The sequence below is a fragment of the Dyadobacter subterraneus genome, assembly GCF_015221875.1.
GTDB classification, from domain to species: Bacteria; Bacteroidota; Bacteroidia; order Cytophagales; family Spirosomataceae; genus Dyadobacter; species Dyadobacter subterraneus.
Map to the genome: position 1 here is coordinate 5368910 of NZ_JACYGY010000001.1, position 16264 is coordinate 5385173.

The window sequence follows — 16264 nt, forward strand, 5'->3', positions numbered from 1 at the left end:
CAGGCAAAATACGCAAAAGATTCTTAGCGTACTTTGCCCTTCTTTTTTGCTTTGTGTGAAACCCTTAAAATCTTAATCTTCATGCAAAGCAATCGCCGGATGAATCCTCGAAGCCTGTCTACTCGGATACCATGCGCAGAGTGTAACAATCAAATAAATGATCAGAACGGCTGCAAGGATCGCCGTCACATAAATTCCCGCCGCAACATCAAAAACATTAAGCAATGGAAACTGCACAGCGAATAATAATCCCAGGATCAGACTGAAGGTTGCCAAAACCCATATCTCGCCTAAAAACTGCGTAGTCACTTTTCCTTCTGTCGCGCCCATTGCCCGCCTTAATCCAATTTCGCCTCGTCTTCTTGCAATGCTGAGATTTAGAATTCCAAATAGCCCCAAAGCTACGTTGATTAAAAGAAAACTACATACGATGAGAAATATAAGTACCGGAATAAGCGTCATATCGTGTTGCTGCTGGCGCGCATCCTTTAAATAAACAATTTCCGTACTCCATCCTTTGGCTATCGAAGCAATATTTTTGACCAATTTTGCCTCAAAAACTGCATCTGTTCCGGGTTTCACATGAATTACCAACGCCTTATTCCAGGTATCGCCCGACTTTAACAATTCAAACATGTACGGTTTATTTTCCATAAATTCCGCCTTGTCTTTGTAATAATCAATCACACCCGAAACAATCCAGACTCCTTTTCCATCATTATCTCCCAAAATTTTACCCACAGCACTTTCATTTTCAAAAAGCTGTTTTTCGGCTTTACGGTTAATCACAACCGGCCGGTATTTACCAACGCTATCCGCATTTCGATACCATTTTCCTTCCACCATCGGAATGTCGATCGTTTTGCTCAGGTTTTCATCCGCGGAAATAAAAGTGATCTGTGATGATGCATTTTTGTACTTGATAGTTCTCCCGTTGTTGCTGTGCGAAAAAGGATAACTGTCGCTCATCCTTGACAACGATTCTACTTCCGGAAATGCCTTAACCTGTTGAAATATCGTTTCGATTTTTTCCTGAATCGCTACTGTATCCTGGTTATTATTCAAACTAATAGCCCACACATTATCATATTGAAATCCAAGTGGTTGAAGATAATTCCGAACGTTGTAGGCAATCAGTGTTGCCAGACCAAACAGCACCAGAAACGATGCCCAAATTTCAATAATCAGCAGCGCGTGCGTCTGCTTTTTATTCCATATCAATTTAAAAAGATGTCGTATCATGGGGAGAAGATTAATTAGTGAATGTGAGATGATGGAATGAGCGAATGTGGGGTGATAGGATTTTACTGCTGGTTTATCATTCACTAATTCTATCATTCAAAATTATGATTTAAGAGCCTCGATGATGCTTAGTTTTGACATTCGCAATGCTGGCAGGACGCCTGATAATAATCCAAAAACAAGGCAAACCGCTATGCTTACGGAAAACACCTGAAGATTTATTGCCAGGTCCGCATAGGCAATCCAGCCACTTGCATTGATGATGTTGATCAGAATATAGGTGAGGATTAACGCGATGGTTCCTCCGATGAACGTGATGAAAACATTTTCAACAATAAACTGCCACATCAAAGTTTTTATCGGTGCTCCAAAGGCTTTCCTGACCCCGATTTCCGAAGCTCTTTCCAGTATGCGACCCACATTCAAATTGACCAGATTTATAGCGGGAAGTCCCATGACCATCAGCATAATAAAACCTATAACACCATAAAAAATATTTTTCAATCCGGGTCCACCATTCAAAATCGTCATAATAAAATGTTCCAGATATGGATCACTTCTAACTTCAAGTTCAGAATACTTGAAGTCGCCCTGCATTCCTGGCAAAGGAATTCTTCCAATCTGACTTTGAAATTCACTTTGAACGGTTTTTAAATCTCCTTTACTTTTTGCCAGAATCATCGCTATAAAGTTGCCACGCATTCCCGTGTTCTGGTAATTACTTTTGGGCGCTGTATACGGGAAATATATGTCAGCATGCGTAAATGGTCTTGTGATAGGACTCCCTTTTACCACACCTAAAACTTTATAATTTATGTTTTCAATCTCTACATTTTTCCCAACTACAGGCTCATCCGAATTTGAAAAATATTGTTTTTTGAAGTTGTCCGTGATAACTGCCACATAATCTCCGTTTTTTATATTTTGTTCATTAAATGGCTTTCCTTCAACAAAATCAAAATCAGCAACGCGCCAGAAATCGGCATCCGAAAAAGTGATATTCAGTTTGATTTTCTGAGAACCTACATAAGCATTTGATCCGTTAAAATAGGAGAAAATGGCAGCGCGTTCTGCGGTTTTAAGTGTTTTGGCATAGTCATTCAAAAACTTGAAACTCATAGGTCCGGACATCATCGAGTGAGCAGTTGAATCAGACATGACCATCCTTTCAACGTAAAGCGTTCTGTCTCTTTTTGTTTCCGGGTAATGCGCCCCGATCAAATGATCCAGAAATGAGGTTAAAAGCATAAGCACGGTGAGCGTGAGACTTATACCAAACAAGGTGATAAATGTATAGAAAGGATGCCGCAGCAAAACTTTCCAGGCAATTTTTATATAGTTAGCGAGCATGGGAATTAATGATTGAATGAGTGAGTGATAGAATGAGTGAATGATTGAATGAGCCAATTATTCTCTCATTCAATCATTCACTCATTTAACATTAAAGTACCTGCGTTCCGTCGAACAGTCTGATTAACCGATGTGTTCTTTTGGCCATGGCGTCATCGTGTGTTACCATCACGATTGTGGCTCCGTTTTCATTCAGGTTTTGTAGAATACTTATAATTTCGTTTCCCATCGCGCTGTCTAGGTTTCCGGTTGGCTCATCGGCCAGGATTATTTCAGGTTTTCCAACGATGGCGCGGGCGATGGCTACACGCTGTTTTTGTCCGCCTGATAATTGTTTGGGAAAGTGTTTCATCCGGTTGGCCAATCCTACTTTTTCTAACGCTTCTTCTGCCAGTTCTCTGCGCTGTTTGGCATTACTTTCACGATATAGTAAAGGAATTTCTACGTTATCAACCACGGACAAATCGTTGATCAAATGGAAGCTTTGGAAAATAAAACCCAGTTTCTGGTTTCTCAAATGGGCCAGTTCTTTGTCATGAAATTTTTCGACTTTCAATCCGTCAATTTCAATAATTCCTTTTGACGGTGCGTCGAGCAATCCAATGATGTTTAAGAGCGTACTTTTTCCGCAACCCGACGGCCCCATAATGGATACAAATTCTCCTTTTTTTACATCAATGTTGATGTTGTTGAGTGCTAATGTTTCAATAGAACTGGTTCTGTAAACTTTTTCAACGTTTTGTAATTTGATCATGGCTGTTATGGTTTTTAAATAAATATTTTTGGATTCCTTCTGATGTCCTGATTATTTCGTCTTAATATTTTATTTCGATCATTTTATTTTGGTCCTCGTTAGGGCGACGGTTGGGGCGCTCCTCGTGGTCGCCCGTTCCGATCCGGGATCCTGGATTGGGCAATAATTTATTTGGATATCGTTTGGCGTTGATAACATTCCGTGATTCTCATCTGTAACGTTCTTCTGGCTCATGTCGGCAATTCTCTGGCAACTGACGTTGGCAATGTTCTGGCGATCGGGGTTGGCAAAAAAGGGCGATCATGGCTGGCAAAAAGGGTGACCAATGCGGGCAAAAAGGCCGACCATGGCTGGCAAAAAGGCGACAGGTGGCAAAAAGGGCGACCACAAGGGTCGCCCCTACCCATTCAACCTTTGATCATTTTCAAAATCGTATAATGTTAATAATCGTAATGTGTAATAGGATTGCCAGTAATCGCGTAATGCTAAAATGTAATCCCTCTTGGCTCTGTCTTTTTCCTGCATCGCTATTCCCAAATCCGTAACACTCAAATTACTCAAAATAAAGCGATCCTGGGCTATTTGATAACGGTTTGCAGCAATCTGATCTGCCAGTTTTGTCAATTTTACCTGTTTTTGCAACATTTGAAGCAGCGTTACCTGGGTGAAAATTTCCTGTTCAAAAGTCAATTTATCCTGTTCCACAGATTGTCGGGCAAATTCCTGATTCGCTTTGGCCACTTCTGTCCGGGCCTTATTTCGTCCCCAGGTCATAATTGGAAGGGTAAATTGCAGCTCCACAAATTCACGATCCTGTGGTTTTACATAAATCTCTCCTGGTCGGTTACCTTGATTTGATAAGCCAAATGTTGCGTTAAGTGAAGCATTCAATCCATTTTCCTGTTTCGCCTGAACAACATCACGTTCTGCTTCCAGCAATCTCCGGCGGAAAGAAATTGCAGTCGACCTATTCAAAAAAGCCTGTTCCAACGCTAATTGTGGATTAATAGCAAATTCATCCTTCTCCATAGGAATTTCCAGTTCCAGTTCCCGCTCATCTCTTGAACTCAAAAACATTTTTAATTTTAAAGATGCAACAGCAGCGGCTTGCTGAGCGGATGCCAGATCTTTTTGAGCGGTTAAAAGTCCCATTTGGAGCTGTAACAAATCGTTTTGCGAAATCTTGCCCAATTCCAGTTTATGACCTGCTATCTTATAAAGCGTATCATTATTACTTCTGTTTTTTCCGGCTATCTGTAAATTTACCTGGGCAACCAGAAGATCAAAATATAATCCGGTTGCGTCCAAAGCTACTTGTTCCAAAGAAGCAATGTATTGCTGATTGCCTTCCTGATACTTCAATGGCTCAATTTTCCGGTTCCATTTCATCGCATTGAATCGAAATAGTGGCTGCGTGATTCCGAATTCAAAAGGGATACCATTGTAGCTGGTGGTTTTCCCCGCAAAATTGTCAAAACGCTGCATTTGCTGTTGGACATAAATGGTACCTCCCGTCAAAGCAATACTTTGATTCAGGGAAAGATTTACTACCGAATTATTGTTAGAAACCGATTGAAATGAAACCGTTCCATCAGGCTGAACTACCTGAATATAGGAATTGGTAAACCCGGGAATTGTTCCATTCAAGCTCAACTGCGGTTTAAAATCGGACATAAAGGAACGGTATTGCCAGTAATTCGTTTTCTTGGAAGTGACAGCCTGCTTTGAAGCCACAGATTTTTCCCGGGCTTGCTGAACAACTTCGGTAAGTGAAATGCGCTGAACTTGTGCCTGAGCAAACTGCACGCAAAAAATGATTAGCAGAAGGTAGAAATATCTCTTTTTCATGGCTATTTGATTGAGATTTCTTCCAGATTTTCAAATTGGCTCATGTCAGACAAAACAACCTTTTCGCCTTTCTGCACCCCGCTTTTTATTTCAACATAATCGAAATTTGATAACCCGACTTCCACTTCCCGACGATACGCAGTTCCGTTTTTCACAACATATACAAATTGTTTTCTCTTGCCGTTAAAAGTGGGGCCATTGGCAACACGCAGCGTTTTCAGACTCCGGTCGGTAATAATGAAAACTTCCACTTTCATATTAGGCCGCAGTGATTCATTTTTTGCATTATCAAGCTGAACGACGAATTCAATGATGCCGTTTTTTACCGAAGGTTTTACCTGGGTGATCAAACCGCGTAAAACCGTTTCGTTCAGTTTAATAATCACAGGCAGCCCGGATTTAATCTGATCAGCATATACGTCGGAGCAGGAACCATCAATTCTGAAACTTCCCAGATCAGCGACCTTGGCAAGCATTTCGCCCTCATTCACCGCAGAGCCAATATTATCATTAACCCAAGTGAGCACACCTTTCCGGTCGGCGACGATGTCTGCCATTTTCAGTTTATGCGAAAGTTCTTTTAAATTATTTCCTTCAATCTGCGCGCCCAATTCTGTTTCTTTCAAACTTGCACCCATGGATTCGCGGTTGTAGGAAAGATCATTTTCCAGCTGTTTTTTTTCAAGTTCAGCGATTTTCAATTCGTTTTCTGCTCTTGTAATATCTTCGCCGGTACCACCTCCAACTTTCTGTAAACGTTTTGCATCTTCAAAATCAGCTCTTAGTTTATTGATATTCAAGGATTTGATTTTATCACTTATCTCAACATCAAAAAGATTTTTATTAAGCTTCATCCGAAGCTGTTCGATGCTGTTTCTTTTCAAAGCAAGCTGATCCTGAAACTTTTCCAGCTCAATTTCAGTCAACGATTTGTCAAGATCAACAATGGCTTGTCCGGGAGATACCGGCGTCCCGGGATTAATCAAAATCCTGCGAATACTTGCCCGGATCGGACTGGTAATAACTTGTTCATAAGCCGGGATAATTTCTCCCGATGCGGTAATTGTATTTTCTACATCTCCCGTTTCAACAGCCGCAGTCCTGATTCTGGATGCTTCAATTGTTCCCTGCAAAGAACTGCGAAGCAAATAAATTCCCGCAGCGATGGCAATAGTGACAGCGATTCCAACAATCCAGCGCCGGTTATTTTGTTTTTGAACATACAGCGGTTCAACTTCCCGATCCATTTGTAAATATTTAAGATATGGTCATTTCATTTTCATGGCTAACTATACCTTTTTGTTCACAACATTATGCCAAAGGTCAACAAACTCTCAATCAGATATTTATCAAAACATAACAAAGAAAAAACCGTGCGATATGGCACGGTTTGTGTGTTTGCGAACAAGAAGAAATTATAATATATTAAGTCTTCATCTTTTTCTTTTTTGCAGCCGGAAAAAGAATATTATTCAAAATCAGACGATAACCCGCTGAGTTAGGATGCAGATTTAAATCCGTAGGTTCCTCACCTACTCTGTGCTGATAATCTTCGGGATCGTGACCGCCATAGAAAGTGAAAAAGCCTTTACCATGCGTGCTATGGATATATCTGGCTTCCTGTAATTGTTTATTTTCTGCCAAAACAACAACTTCCGGTTTAACAAAACGATTTTTAAACGCAGTAGTTTGTCCGCAGAAACCTTTGATAATGGTCTGATGATTCTGAGTCAGCATACTTGGAACCGGATCCCACTTTGCAGAGAACTGGAAAAGCGAGAAAAAATCGTTGGATTCATTCAATCCGCGTTCTTCAACCTGACTGTCAATGTCGGAAAATTCGATTTCATAAGGATATGGAATTGTTTTAAAATTCTGGAAAGCGAATGTATTTTCATAATGAAGTTTGCTGTTCGCTGTTGGATCTGCCGGCGTTCCGTCATACATCGCTTCCACGATATCAAGTCCGTCTGCTGCCAACGCAATGTCAAATGTATCCGTCGCATTACACATCGCAAACATATAGCCTCCACCCGTTACAAAAGCAGAAATTTTCTTGGCCACAGCCAACTTCATTTGCGGTACATTGGCAAACTGGAATTTTTCTGCCACACCTTCCGCTTCACGCTTTTGCTCACGGTACCAGGGATAATCTTTATATTGAAAAAACTTACCAAATTGACCTGTAAAATCTTCATGATGCAAATGCAGCCAGTCGTATTCAGGCAGCTTGTCGTTTAGTACCTCATCATCATAAACAACGTCATATGGAATTTCTGCATATGTCAAAACCAGCGTCACCGCATCATCCCAGGGCGATTTTGATTTGGGAGAATAAACGGCAACTTTCGGCGCTTTTTGCAATTTAACCGCATCCATATTCACATCCGGAGCACTGATATCACTCAGTATCTTACCCGCTTGTCCTTCCGAAATTACTTCAAAACTTACACCCCGAACCGTCATTTCCGAAGCGAATTGCTGATTATAGGCCACCATGAAACTTCCGCCACGGTAGTTCAGCAGCCAGTCCATTTCCATTTCATAACTTTTCAGAATCCAGTAAGCGATTCCATAAGCCTTCAAATGGTTTTTTTGCGAATCATCCATCGGAATCAGCAATCTGTTCCCCAAACTCTGGGCAGAAATTCCTAAAAAAATGATAAACGGGGCAAAGAGCCGTACCATTGGTTTGATTCTTTCACGCATCATGTGCAGCTTTACGTATTGATAAAAACAGGTTTCTTTTTTTCCAAGTCACCTTATAACAAATTTTAAAATCAGGACAGATCTGGCAAAAATTTTCGTTTTAATTACGAAAACGATCCATCAGATTCTTATCGAAATATACGTTTTCTAACGCTCATATTCTGTCTGATTTAACGTAATTTAAACAAAATATGGTACGTAACGCATAATTATATAATGAATATAAGGGAAAATGTAGACGAAGGCTTACGTTCCATACAGTCAAATCTTCTTAGGACCGTACTTACCGCGCTGATTATCGCCATTGGAATTACTTCTCTGGTAGGAATTTTGACTGCCATTGAAGGAATCCAGAATTCTGTGAACAGTAGTTTTGCCGATTTGGGCGCCAACACTTTTACGGTTAAAAATCACGAAGAAGATAATTTCCGGAATGGCGGACGGCGTGGAAAACGTTATCCGGTCATTGATTACAGAGAAGCCAGTGAATTTTCACAGCGTTTCCGGGATGATTTTGGCGGAACGGTTTCCCTTTCATCCAGCATAGGCGGCGCGATTCAGGCCAATTATCGTTCCAAGAAAACCAATCCAAACAGCAATGTGATTGGTACGGATGAACAGTATCTGGCGATTAACGGCTACAAGATAGATTTTGGCCGGAATCTGAATAAAAACGACATGGAAAATTCGTTGAATGTCGTGGTTTTGGGTCAGGAAATTGCCCGGAATCTTTTTGGTGATCTTGATCCTTTGAATAAGGAAATCACATTTATGGGTTCCAAATATAAAGTCATCGGTGTTTTACAAAAAAAGGGGTCCATGGGTGGTGGAAATGATGCAGACAGGATCATGATCATTCCGATGGATAACGGACGCGGACTGGCTGCAAACCGGACATTAACCTATAACATTACCGCATCAACTTCGAAAATTTCGGATGGCGACGTTATTCTGGAAGAAGCCAGGGGCTTAATGCGGCGCATCCGCAACGACAGGCTCGGAAACGAAGATTCCTTTGTTGTAGAGCGTGCAGATGCAATGGCGAAAGATTTTGAAAATATAACGGGTTATCTAAGAATCGGTGGTTTTGGTATCGGAATTATCACCTTATTGGGTGCATCCATTGCGTTGATGAACATCATGCTGGTTTCTGTCACCGAACGAACAAGAGAAATCGGAATTCGTAAATCTCTTGGTGCTACACCCAGTGTAATCCGTTTTCAGTTTTTGATAGAAGCGATTGTAGTTTGTATTATTGGTGGTATTGCCGGATTATTTCTGGGAATTTTGATCGGAAATGTAATTTCAAACTCAATAAGCTCCGAAAGTTCTTTTGTAATTCCGTGGGCATGGATGGCTTTGGGAATTGTAGTCTGCGTAGTGGTGGGCGTACTTTCAGGAATATATCCTGCCATAAAAGCCTCACGCTTAGACCCTATCGAAGCGTTGCGTTATGAGTAATGCCGGCAGGAAATTCAGATCATTTCAATCATTGAAAATTTATTCAAAATATTTTTCAAACAATGTTTGGTTAATCTGATTTTCTCCCTACTTTTGCACTCCCAACACAACACAATGCCCGGATGGCGGAATTGGTAGACGCGTTGGTCTCAAACACCAATGAGGTTACACTCGTGCCGGTTCGACTCCGGCTCCGGGTACATTTAAAGACTCTAATCAATTGTTTATCAATTAGTTAGAGTCTTTTTTTATTGTTTCGTTAACACCTTGGTTAACACTTCTGTATTTTAAAATAAATCCTCCTTTTCATGTCCATATATTATTTTGAACAACATAGGCATAATTTTGCAGTTTGGACAGCCGCCAGAGCTGTCCAACGTAAATGGAAGAATGCTACACCAAAAATATTAGCCGCGCAATTACATACTCTGAAATCAGGCAGTTGGCTGAAATGCTTTCAAATGAGATCGTCGAGGATTTTGATGCTTTACACAGAGTACATGCATTAAAACTTATAAAATCATTACGAGAACAAGGGTTAAAGGATGTCTCCTATGGTAGGGCAGCAAAAATTATAGCAATATACCTTAAGACATCTGTTATCCTTAGAAATGGTGCACCTACTGAAAATATTAAGGTAATTCATCCTCCAATAGACAAAATACTTTTAGATAAACTTTCTGCCATACCTGGCCTGAAAGGAATAAACGTAAACGTATGGACAAAACTAAATAAGGAGGGTTATTGGAAGTTAGTTGAAAAACTGGGAGAACATTTTAGGTATTTTGACTGGAGGCTTGAGGAATACTGGATACCAGAGAGAGAAGTGCAGGAAAAGGGAAAATAAATATTTATTAAAATCTAAGGTACTGATACAAAATAATGCCCTTAGTTTACTCTTATCGTATTCCTTTACCAAATAAATCTAGTCCTCCTTACTTAATGAATCCCTTTTAAACTGCACTTCCGAAAGCTAAAGAGGATTTTTTTAATCGTCAAAGATAAATTAATGATCAACAGAACAGATAGAACATTTCAACCAAATCACTTTCATTAAATATTACCATCTTTTAATACGAACTTTTTCATTGATGCAAATCAAATTGGAATTTAGGGCCTCAAATTAAGATTGATTTGAAATCTTATACAATTTATATGTATTTTGACAAAAAATCCCTCAAGTTATGCCTTCGGACAACCCGATATTAAATAGCCCATATCTAGAACCAAAATTACACTACGATACCGACAGCCAAGGAAGTCTTGATTATAATCTTGTTTGTAATGGAAGGAGAATTTTCAAAACCGACGCCTCAGTCATCCCAACTAGACAAAAAGGCCACAAAGAAACTTTCGAATGGAATGATAACCCAGCTGAATATGGTTCTCACCTAATTAATCTCTGCCGAAAAGAAATCGGTAATTGGAGAACATCAAATTATCCAAACACAACCAGAATTACAAAAGAGCTGTTAACCTTTTGGTTTAGCAACCCGGAAAGACTTGCTACCAAAAAATTGTTTTTCGCTCAGCAAGAAGCTGTGGAAACTGCTATTTGGCTTAACGAAGTTGCTGAAAAATCAAATGCGGGGCAGCACATTCTTAATTTACTCAGGGCCGGACAGCAGACGATAAGTGCTGATGCGGATGACCAACTACCGAGAGTCGCTTTCAAAATGGCGACTGGTTCTGGTAAAACGGTGGTAATGGGATGTCTAATATGCTACCATTATTTTAATAGACAGGAATATAGAAATGATACCAGATTTGCGGATTATTTTTTGATCGTTGCACCAGGTGTTACCATAAAGAGTAGGTTGGGGGTTTTATTTGTTGATACGAAAAATAAGAACCCAAAAGATATTGAAGACTACTATAGAATTCGTGGTTTAGTGCCAGGGAATCTAGAGCATAGGCTCGAAAATCTTAATGCAAGGTTGGTAATCACTAACTACCATACCTTTGAGCCTAAAATTCTCCAAGGCAATAAACGTAGCCCATTTGATGGGAAAGTGAATTTGCAAGGCAAGAAAATAGATACCGGAAATAAGGAGGATTTTTCACAGGTTATAAAACGAACGCTTGGAAAATTCAAAACCGGAAGCAGGGTGTTGGTGTTGAATGATGAAGCGCATCACTGCTACTTGCCAAAATCTAAAAGCAAAACCACCGACAACGAGGAAGCAGATGAAAACGCAAGAGCAGCAGTTTGGTTTAGTGGAATTCGAGAGATTTCAAAGAAGTTTAAAGTACAATCTGTCTATGATCTTTCAGCGACTCCTTACTATCTCACTGGCTCTGGCTACCCTCCATACAGTCTTTTTCCATGGGTAGTCTCGGATTTCGGTCTAATAGAAGCTATAGAAAGCGGATTAGTTAAAATCCCGTTCCTACCAGAAAGTGATAATACACAGGAATTGACTATGCCTGTCTTACGTAACCTCTATGATCATGTAAAAGATGAGCTTCCCAAAAAAGGTCAGCGAACCCAGAAAAAGGATGCTGCGGCTGAAGGTTCTAAATTCATTGAATCTCGTCCAAAACTTCCCTCACTGGTTAAGGGAGCTTTGGATCAGTTCTACAATCACTATGTAGATTACTTCAATGGGATGAGAAAAAATCGGGAGGAATCAATGAGTTTGTTCTCAGCACCACCCGTTTTTATAGCAGTTTGTAATAATACCGGGGTATCCAAGGAGGTTTACAAATATATTGCCGGATATGAATATGCTGATGGCGAAGGAGAAACGGTAACAGTGCAAGGTGCAAAAGACTTGTTCTCTAATTACGATCCTATCACTAACAAGCCTTTAAGGAGACCGCCAACATTGCTCATTGACAGTGACGCACTGGAAAATGGAGAGCAAATAAATGATGACTTCAAAAAGATATTTTCTTCTGAGATAGAAGAGTTTAAAAAGGATTACGCACGTCTGTATGGACAAGGGAGCGTTGAAAAAATGTCCGATGCTGAAATTCTTCGGGAAGTGGTAAACACTGTTGGACAGCAAGGGAAACTGGGTTCGCATATTCGTTGTGTTGTATCTGTTTCAATGCTTACGGAAGGCTGGGACGCAAATACGGTAACGCACATTATAGGCTTACGAGCATTTGGCAGTCAGTTGCTCTGTGAACAGGTGGCAGGTAGAGCTTTGCGTAGAATGAGCTATATCTTAAAGACATATAGGGTCGACACGGGTGAAGAAGTTGAAGCCAAAGAAAAGCACAGATTTAAACCAGAAAATCTGATTGAAAAATTCCCACCTGAATATGCTCACATTATTGGTGTGCCATTTAAGATGTTCAAAGGTGGGAAATCAGAAGCACCTCCACCTCACGTGGATTTGACCCATATTTCAGCTATACCAGATAGACAAGCATTAATGGAAATTGATTTTCCAAATGTTGTGGGTTATAGAATTGAGAATTCAGAAGGTGACATAAAGCACGATTTTAGTGACCTTGAAAATTATGAAATCGACGGTTCCAGCTATCCAACGGAAACAATCATGTCCAGTCCCATTTCTGCAACAGAAGAAAAGTTGCAGGTAAAGGCTGTTTTGGAAAAACGGGACAACGAACTTATTTTCCTGATTACAAAGGAGTTAATAAAATTTCATTTCAGTGATGATGAAGGAAACCCGCAGTTTCAGAAATTCAATAAGTTAAAGAACATTGTGGCGGAATGGTATGAAAAAAAGGTATTACTTCTCAATATTCAGGATCAAAGATTTAAACGACTACTCTATTTCGATGAGCCAAAGAAGATCGTTGATCACATTGCACGAGGAATTAATACTCATAATAATACAACTGAACATGTTCGTCCGGTATTCAACTACTACAACAAATTCAGCAGTAGTAAATACGTTAATGGCAACACGGTAAAAGATGTTTACCCTACCGAAAAAAGCCATGTGAATTATGTGGTTATGGATAGCGATTGGGAGGGGATTTGTGCAAAAACATTGGAAGAACTTGAAACTGTCGAAAGTTATGTAAAAAACCAGTTTCTGGGTTTTGCCATTCCTTACACCAAAGATGGTAAAGATAGGCAGTATTTTACCGATTTTATTGCCCGTGTGAAAAGTAAAGATGGTTCTATTAAAAATCTGATGATAGAAATTACAGGAATGAACCGTGACAAAGCGGAAAAGAAGTGGTATGTGGAGAATAGATGGATACCAGCTGTAAACTCTTTAAAAGAAAAATACGAATATCCTGAGTGGCATTTCATTGAAGTGGCAAATGACATCCGTAATATCAAAAATCAATTGATCGAAAAAATTCAGAGTATATAATGGCTAAGAAAGTAACCTCTATCAAGCATAACACAGACACTCGCGCTCATATCCCTAGCAAAGAGGAAGCAGGCTATGAAGATGCTAGTTCAAAAGTACAAAGTGGTAAAAAAATACTGGAACTACCAAAAAATCCGATTGTGCATCGCGGGCAAGACCCTGAATTATTTTGGCTGAATAAGTACGGCAACGATGACCGTGAAGCTTTATTAAAAATAGATATTCGAAGTCTGTACCGCCATGAGCATGTAGCTCCTGAAACTTTGATAAGGAATTTATATACGGTAACTGAAACGCAAAGTGATCAATTGGATCTTTTCAGTAGTGTTAACGAACTATTCGGGAATGCTTTGGAAAAGGATGAGATTGATAAAGTAAGTGAATACTATCAGCATCAGGATGGCTGGACTAATCGATTGATACAAGGTGACAGTCATTTGGTAATGGCAAGTTTGCTGGAAAGAGAAGGTATGGCAGGGCAGGTCCAAACAATTTTTATTGACCCTCCATATGGAATAAAATATGGTGGTAATTGGCAAATAAAGTTAAATAGCACTGATGTAAAGGATACAAATGATGAAGCGTTAACCGGCGAACCAGAACAAATTAAAGCATTCAGAGATACATGGGAACTTGGTATTCACTCATACCTTTCATATCTACGTGATCGTCTTCTCGTTGCAAAAGAGCTGTTGACTGAAAGTGGATCATGTTTTGTCCAAATAAGTGACGAAAATGTACATTTGGTAAGAAGTTTAATGGATGAAGTTTTTGGTAGCGAGAATTTCGTTAGCTTAATCGTATTTACAAAAACGGGCGGTGCCAGTTCAAATTTGCTCGGAACAGTAAATGACTATATAATTTGGTTCTCAAAAAGCAAATCAGTAGTTAAGTATAGGCAGCTATACCAGGGAAAGGAAGCTGGCCAAGAGGGAGCAACAGGTTACACTCTTATAGAGAATATTAGGAGTGGTGAGTGGCGTTCGATGACCAAGGATGAGAAAGAGAGGCCTTTGGAAATTTCGAAAGATTATAAAATCTTTGATGGAACACCATTAATGTCAACTGGCGAGTCTTCAAAAGGTAATCTACCATTTGAATTTATGGGTAAAGAGTATTTGCCACCTTCTGGATCTCACTGGAAGACTAGTGTTACGGGCTTAAAAAAGTTAGCAGAGCTACAAAGAATTATTGCCATTGGAAATCGTATTGAATACAAGCGTTACCTTGATGATTTCCCTGTAGTGCCATATTCAAATATTTGGTTGGGACTTGGAGAAAGAGGATTTACAGGAGAAAAACTATATGTGGTACAAACGGCTGTCGAGGCAATCAAACGTTGCATACTCATGACCACGGATCCCGGAGATCTTATTCTAGACCCCACTTGCGGAAGTGGCACCACCGCATTTGTAGCTGAGCAGTGGGGAAGGCGTTGGATCACGATCGATACTAGCCGTATTGCACTTAGCATAGCCAAAGAGCGACTCATGACTGCTATTTATCCGTACTATAATTTATATGATGAAAATGGTGATGTACGTCAGGGATTTATATACAAAACTGTTCCACATATAACCTTAAAGAGTTTAGCGAATGACGAACCAACTGCAAATGAAACTCTCTACGATCAACCGGAAATTGACAAAAAACTACTTAGAGTAAGTGGCCCTTTTACAGTTGAAACACTACAAAACTTTGAACCAATAAGCCCGGAAGAATTAGATGATGAGGTAAGAGTTAACGAAGAGGAAGGAGCATTCGAAGATGTAATTAAACAGCATTTAGTAAGTGCCGGCATCAAGAATGGTCGAAAAGATGAGATGGTCGTTTTTCGAAGTGTAGAATTGTTAGCAAGCGAGTCACTCAATGCGGAAGGTTTCTACATCACGGAAAGTGGTGAACAAAAGGCTTATTTCCATATCGGCCCAAAATTTGGAACCGTTAGTAAGAAGTTGGTTAACGAAGCTATAAAAGACTGCCGCTCGCGTGGTGATGCGCAATGGCTGGTGATTTTAGGTTTTAGTTTCGAAAGTGACATTGAAGGAGGTTCCCAAACTATGAGCATGGGAACCTTCCAGGTAGACAGGGTGCGTATACACGATGACTTGTTACAAGAAGGACTTAAAAAGAAACCGGCTAAATCAGCGGCAAGCTTCGTAACAATCGGCGAGCCCGATATTGATTTAAACCGAAACGGAAATGAAGCAACCATTGAAATCAAAGGCTTAGATATATATGATCCAATCAAAGATGAAGTAAAACCACGTAACATTCATGATATCGCATATTGGATGGTGGATGAAGATTACGACGGCAGCAATTTTGTAGTGAAACAAGTATTTTTTTGTGGCGGAGATAAAGACGAATTCAATAAATGGAAAAAGGGTCTTGATAACTTAGCAAAGGAAAGCACTAAAAAGAAGGTCGAAAAAACACTTAAAATTGAAATAGATGATGAAGCCTTTGATCGATTATATGGTCATATTTCTCATCCTATTGAAATAAAGAGGAAGGGTCAGAAAGTTGCTGTGAGGATAATTAGCCAGTTTGGTGAGGAATGTACGAAGGTTTTGCTTACTTAGTATTCCTAATACCA

11 protein-coding genes and 1 tRNA gene are annotated in these 16264 nt (G+C 39.8%); 6 read left to right on the plus strand and 6 right to left on the minus strand.

The annotated features are described in order from the left end of the window. Positions 1 to 72: 72 nt before the first annotated feature. The 3 genes from IEE83_RS22505 to IEE83_RS22515 all read right to left on the minus strand — a co-directional run bounded on the left by IEE83_RS22505 (position 73) and on the right by IEE83_RS22515 (position 3346). Entirely contained in the window at positions 73 to 1242 is a 1170-nt protein-coding gene (locus tag IEE83_RS22505; protein ID WP_194122736.1) for an ABC transporter permease, read from the minus strand. A gap of 102 nt (positions 1243 to 1344) precedes the next feature. Next, positions 1345 to 2592: an ABC transporter permease gene (locus tag IEE83_RS22510; protein ID WP_194122737.1), complete on the minus strand. Its 1248-nt coding sequence runs from the start codon at positions 2590 to 2592 to the stop codon at positions 1345 to 1347. A gap of 91 nt (positions 2593 to 2683) precedes the next feature. Then, the gene (locus IEE83_RS22515) at positions 2684 to 3346 is read right to left on the minus strand and encodes an ABC transporter ATP-binding protein (RefSeq protein ID WP_194122738.1); all 663 of its coding nucleotides are present in this window, start codon (positions 3344 to 3346) and stop codon (positions 2684 to 2686) included. A 201-nt stretch (positions 3347 to 3547) separates the two neighbouring features. Between IEE83_RS22515 and IEE83_RS22520 the strand changes: the two genes are divergently transcribed. Continuing rightward, entirely contained in the window at positions 3548 to 3784 is a 237-nt protein-coding gene (locus IEE83_RS22520) for a hypothetical protein (protein ID WP_194122739.1), read from the plus strand. Here IEE83_RS22520 and IEE83_RS22525 read toward each other — a convergent pair. The 3 genes from IEE83_RS22525 to IEE83_RS22535 all read right to left on the minus strand — a co-directional run bounded on the left by IEE83_RS22525 (position 3746) and on the right by IEE83_RS22535 (position 7882). Continuing rightward, positions 3746 to 5194: a TolC family protein gene (locus IEE83_RS22525; RefSeq protein ID WP_194122740.1), complete on the minus strand. Its 1449-nt coding sequence runs from the start codon at positions 5192 to 5194 to the stop codon at positions 3746 to 3748. The genes IEE83_RS22520 and IEE83_RS22525 overlap by 39 nt on opposite strands. A 2-nt stretch (positions 5195 to 5196) precedes the next feature. Next, positions 5197 to 6441, minus strand: a complete 1245-nt coding sequence (locus tag IEE83_RS22530) for an efflux RND transporter periplasmic adaptor subunit (RefSeq protein WP_194122741.1) — start codon at positions 6439 to 6441, stop codon at positions 5197 to 5199. A gap of 178 nt (positions 6442 to 6619) precedes the next feature. Continuing rightward, positions 6620 to 7882 carry an asparagine synthetase B gene (locus IEE83_RS22535; RefSeq protein WP_194123517.1) on the minus strand — a complete coding sequence of 421 codons (1263 nt, stop codon included), beginning with the start codon at positions 7880 to 7882 and terminating at the stop codon, positions 6620 to 6622. 237 nt (positions 7883 to 8119) lie between these two features. Here IEE83_RS22535 and IEE83_RS22540 point away from each other — a divergent pair, with 237 nt between their 5' ends. The 5 genes from IEE83_RS22540 (at position 8120) to IEE83_RS22560 (ending at position 16250) form a co-directional block, all read left to right on the plus strand. Next, a complete protein-coding gene (locus IEE83_RS22540; protein WP_194122742.1) occupies positions 8120 to 9364 on the plus strand; it encodes an ABC transporter permease in 1245 nt (414 codons plus the stop codon). 116 nt (positions 9365 to 9480) lie between these two features. Continuing rightward, positions 9481 to 9564, plus strand: a tRNA-Leu gene (locus tag IEE83_RS22545). 182 nt (positions 9565 to 9746) lie between these two features. Beyond that, on the plus strand, positions 9747 to 10211 hold the full coding sequence (locus IEE83_RS22550) for a hypothetical protein (RefSeq protein WP_194122743.1): 465 nt from the start codon (positions 9747 to 9749) through the stop codon (positions 10209 to 10211). A 337-nt stretch (positions 10212 to 10548) separates the two neighbouring features. Then, positions 10549 to 13665, plus strand: a complete 3117-nt coding sequence (locus tag IEE83_RS22555) for a BPTD_3080 family restriction endonuclease (protein WP_194122744.1) — start codon at positions 10549 to 10551, stop codon at positions 13663 to 13665. Beyond that, entirely contained in the window at positions 13665 to 16250 is a 2586-nt protein-coding gene (locus IEE83_RS22560) for a site-specific DNA-methyltransferase (protein ID WP_194122745.1), read from the plus strand. Before IEE83_RS22555 ends, IEE83_RS22560 begins: the two co-directional genes overlap by 1 nt. Positions 16251 to 16264 lie beyond the last annotated feature (14 nt).